This is a genomic window from Comamonas sp. Z3 (assembly GCF_008121565.1).
Taxonomy (GTDB): domain Bacteria; phylum Pseudomonadota; class Gammaproteobacteria; order Burkholderiales; family Burkholderiaceae_C; genus Comamonas; species Comamonas brasiliensis.
This window is the reverse complement of record NZ_VOQU01000017.1, coordinates 1-3,740: the sequence shown is the minus strand read 5'-3', so window position 1 is coordinate 3,740 and position 3,740 is coordinate 1. Positions and strand designations below refer to the sequence as shown.

The window sequence follows — 3,740 nt, the reverse complement described above, 5'->3', positions numbered from 1 at the left end:
GCCGGGCTGAGCGTGATGGAGCCACCACTGCTTTGCTGCTTGCCTTCAAAGCGGCTGCTGTCCTGCAGGCTTTCGATCTTCAGATCGCCGCCCACGTCGGCGATGACTTGCTTGCCGCTGACCACGGCTCCCTTTAGGTGGGTGTCGCCGCCCGACTGGAGGGTGACGGTGTTGCCTGCGGCTATATGGGTGTTGTTGTAGCTGACGTCGTCGCTGTTGGAATGGCCTTTTCCTTGGCTGACGCTGGCGGTGATGCCGGTGTTCGCGCCAACGGATACGCCAATGCTGCCGCTGGAGTTGCTGTTGGTGCTGCGATCGCTGTGGCTGTCTTGCGAAGCCAGCAAGGTGATCTGGTTGTCGGCCATCAGGGTGGCATCCTTGCCTGCCGTGATGTCGCTGCCCTGGATAAGGATATTGCTGTCTTTGCCTGCACCGGTGGCGATGAGGTTGACATTGCCGCCAGCCTGTACGCTACTGCCATGGCTGCTTGTGCCGCTCTGATAGCTGTCGCTCTGGCTTTTGCTGGAGCCGACCGAGACGGAGATAGAGGCGGCCTTGGAGGGGCACCGTCAGCCAGCCCTTTGGCTGCATCCTGCAGTTCGCCCGTAGAGTTTCATCGTTCAACGCCGTCGCTACCTCAGGCAGGGCCTTCAACTGGTGTTAGGGCCACAGCAGTACATCCTTTGCGACCCTTGTCCTAGAGATAAACAGAGAAATGCCTTGGCTAGACTGCTCTAACGCATCATTCACCTTATGCGTCAAACAAGCCTAACGCATCATCTAAGCTCGCGACAAAATCTGCTTTCTCGCCAGAATACTGCATTGCAATATTTTTAAAATGCAAACACAACGATGCTTTAGTTTCTGTGTCCGCCATTTGCAATGTTGCAGCCATTTGTTCAAGCGCCTGAATCGCGGCATCGGGATCAATTATTTTTTCTCCCGAAAATTCAAAAAATAAAGCATTTTCAATGATTGCTTGTGCGACGAATTTATTGATTTCCTGGCTCATGAACCACCTTCACAGAAATATTTTTTATACCAAGCTCATCAAACATTTTTTGCGCTCTTGATGCCTGGCTTTGATTAGGAACCTCCCAGCGTCCTGTCAAACCATTCTGACTCAATGCATCTGACTGCCGAAGCGCTTGCTCTTTCGCCTTACTTGTAGTAACGACTGAAATTTTTCGATCCACCAAAACATCACCATCAACACCGTCAAACTTAACGGTTCTCGTTGATCCATCAGGCATAGTCCTTTCTAGGGCAGGCGCTTGACCAGACTGAGTAGCAGGGTTCGACCGTGTTCCAGTTGCTGTGTCATTGTAATCACGAGCTCGCTGACTCATTCCCGCATTTTCATCGACCCACTTGACCTTACCGTTGGCAACGTCTTCTACCTTTCCTACCGCCCCACCTTCTTTAGCTACACCAAGCAAGTTTTCAGCAGGATTGCCAATTTCTTTGAATATCTTAGAGATTGCCTCAGAGGCGGGTTCTCCCACTTTCTTCAACACGCCTCCCGCCACCGGCACTACACCAATAGCGGCCCAGAACCGACTAGCCTCCTCCCCTGTCAGGCTGCTCTGGCCCGTGATCAGTTGCAGTGCCGACTCTCCCGTTCCATAGACCGGAGCCAACTCCAACATCAGTTGTGCCAGCTCCTGGGCCTGATGCTGGGTCATGGAGCTGACTTGCGCAATGGCTGCCAGATTAGCAGCTCGCTCCACCTGAGCAACTTGCTGGTCGATGTTCAGAAAGTCCGCCTGGGTGCAGTTAGCGCCACATGCATTCAGCAACCGGGCATTTTCCTGACTGACGGTTTGACGAACCTGTCGGAACGGGCTGTGACTGATGTAGTTGTTGCCGGCCTGATTCAGGCCCGCTGTGGCACCCGATGCACCGCCTACCGCCCCCAACGCCGTGCCTATCGCGGCATTCAGCGCGTCTCGCACCCCATCGGGCAAATTCAGTGCCGCAATGCTTTCTCCGATACTGGGCAGCGCCGATGCACTGAGGGCTGTGCCCACTGCGCCCCCCAATCCTCCGGTCAACGCGCCAATTCCAGTGTGCAATGCATTGCGGTACTCGCCGCCTTCATCCCACTTTTTGGCTTCGGCTTCGTTGCCTGCTCTGCGAGCTGCGATGGCCTGCTGATCCGCGTAGGTTCCTGCGGCCTTGCTGGCCTGCTTGCCAAACTCCGCCGTGATCGCCACCTGTGCATCGATTTCTCGCTGCACCTTGTTCTGATCAAATATCCGCTCAATCCCCGTGGCATCGCCCGTGCGCACGCTCTGGTCGCCGGCGATGCCGGAGATGCCGGCCGTGGTGGTGCTTTGGGCACTGCCGCTGTCCTGGCCTACACCCGCTCCCACACCGTTGACGACATGCTTGCCGCCTTGCTGGCCGGTGTTGACGTTGACGCCAACCGCCTGGCCTTCGTAATGGGCGCTGTTGTGCAGGTCGCTGGTGGTGAGCGTGCCTCCGGTGTTGAAGCGGTTCTTGCCCTGGTCTACAGCGGCTTGGGTGCTGGCGATGACTCCGCCCTTGAGATCGGTGTCGCCCTTGACGCTGACCTGGAAGCCGCCGTCGCCGGCTTGTATGCCGCTTTGCTCGGTGATGTATTGACCCAGCAGAACCTGCACAGGTCAGGCCGCTAATGCGAATGCCTCAGCGGGTGTTCTCATGTTCAACGCCTGATGAGGGCGTCGGTGGTTGTAGAAGTGGATCCAGTCCCCGATCAGGCGACTGGCATGCTGCAGCGATTCGAAGCGATGCCGATGCACGCATTGCTCCTTGAGCGTACGGATCACCCTCTCGACCAAGCCGTTCTGCTCGGGGCTGTGTGGCGTGATGAACTCCTGGCGCAGCCCATAGCTTCTGACCAGCGAGGTGAAGCTGCGGCTGGTGAAGACCAGGCCATTGTCTGAACGCAGCAGGAACGGCTCAGATACTCGGCCCAGCGTGCCGAAGCGCGCGATCAGGGCCTGCTCCAGTGCTGACTCCGCCGTCTTCGATTTCCCACTGCGCGACAGGTGCCAGCCCAGCAGTTCGCGGCTGTGGCAGTCGATCACCAAGGCCATCGTCGTCCAGCCATCACGCCCGGCCCAGACCCGGCACATATCCGTGGCCCAGCGCTCGTTGGGCGCCTTGGCCACCGAGGGCAGCGACTGGATCCGGGGCCTGAAGCCCACCGGGCGCTTGCGCACCTGCCAGCCCTTGAGCTGGAAGATGCGCTGCACCGTGTTCTTGTTGAACCCCAGCAGGTGCGCCACGGTTCGGTACCCGAAGGACGGGTTCTCCTCGATCATGGCCTTGATCGGGGCCACGAAGTGCCCCTGCAGCGTGGGTGCAGCCTTCACCGGCCGGTAGTACACGCTGCGCCGCGGCACCTCGAACCACCGGCACAGCTTGCTGATCGAGACGGTGATGCCGTCGGCCTGCAGTCCCTGGCGGATCGTCTCGATCACTTCTCGTCCTCGCCCAGCAGGGACTGCAATTTTTTTCTTGCGCGCAACTCCAGCATCGCCTCGCCGTAGGCCTCCTGCAACTCCTTCAGTTGGCGCTCGTACTGCTCGCGCACATCCTGCGGGTTGGCCTTCAGCGCATTCTCCATGCCCTTGCGGCCATCTTCCACCCAGCCCTCAATCTCCGACGGCGGCAGGTCATAGGTTCGACTGGCCTCCGACACGCTGGTCTTGCCCTGGATGATCTCCAGGATCAGTGCCGTCTTGCGCTTT

At 58.4% G+C, this 3,740-nt stretch carries 5 protein-coding genes; all 5 read right to left on the bottom strand.

Translation table 11 applies throughout. The features are described 5' to 3' along the window. Positions 1-545, bottom strand: a 545-nt coding sequence (locus FSY59_RS27235) for a hemagglutinin repeat-containing protein (RefSeq protein ID WP_187427995.1), incomplete at its 3' end; no start/stop codon positions are given. A gap of 206 nt (positions 546-751) precedes the next feature. Next, the gene (locus FSY59_RS27230; protein WP_003055680.1) at positions 752-1,012 is read right to left on the bottom strand and encodes a hypothetical protein; all 261 of its coding nucleotides are present in this window, start codon (positions 1,010-1,012) and stop codon (positions 752-754) included. Then, positions 993-2,645: a pre-toxin TG domain-containing protein gene (locus tag FSY59_RS27505; RefSeq protein ID WP_187427994.1), complete on the bottom strand. Its 1,653-nt coding sequence runs from the start codon at positions 2,643-2,645 to the stop codon at positions 993-995. Before FSY59_RS27505 ends, FSY59_RS27230 begins: the two co-directional genes overlap by 20 nt. Before the next feature lie 3 nt (positions 2,646-2,648). Beyond that, positions 2,649-3,470, bottom strand: a complete 822-nt coding sequence (locus tag FSY59_RS27210; RefSeq protein ID WP_003060102.1) for an IS3 family transposase — start codon at positions 3,468-3,470, stop codon at positions 2,649-2,651. Next, a partial coding sequence (locus tag FSY59_RS27205) for a transposase (RefSeq protein ID WP_148730039.1) occupies positions 3,467-3,740 on the bottom strand: 274 nt, incomplete at its 5' end. The genes FSY59_RS27205 and FSY59_RS27210, both read right to left, overlap by 4 nt.